Origin of the sequence: Pseudomonas juntendi (assembly GCF_009932375.1) — a bacterium.
Lineage (GTDB): Bacteria > Pseudomonadota > Gammaproteobacteria > Pseudomonadales > Pseudomonadaceae > Aquipseudomonas > Aquipseudomonas juntendi.
Genome location: NZ_BLJG01000557.1, coordinates 1 through 212, shown reverse-complemented (window position 1 = coordinate 212; position 212 = coordinate 1). Strand labels below are relative to the sequence as shown.

The window sequence follows — 212 nt, the reverse complement described above, 5'->3', positions numbered from 1 at the left end:
GTCGCAAGGTGAAGTACAGGCGTTGAACATTCGCCGCCAGTTCATGGACGCCTACCAGTACGGTGCCGGTTTCGCCCGCCAGGTGCTGTTCCTGCGCGAACAGGCCGAAAAGCGCTTTCTCGATGCCTTCGACCTGCGCGAGGACATGACGCGCCAGGTACGCGCCGCCTTGCAGGCCAACCCCGACCTGCTTGGCCTGTCGCTGGTGTTCG

The 212-nt window shown here is 63.7% G+C and carries 1 protein-coding gene; it reads left to right on the top strand.

All coding sequences use genetic code 11. The features are described 5' to 3' along the window. Nucleotides 1-212 (top strand): hypothetical protein (locus GYA94_RS27250; RefSeq protein WP_218031621.1); only part of this gene is annotated, 212 nt, incomplete at both ends.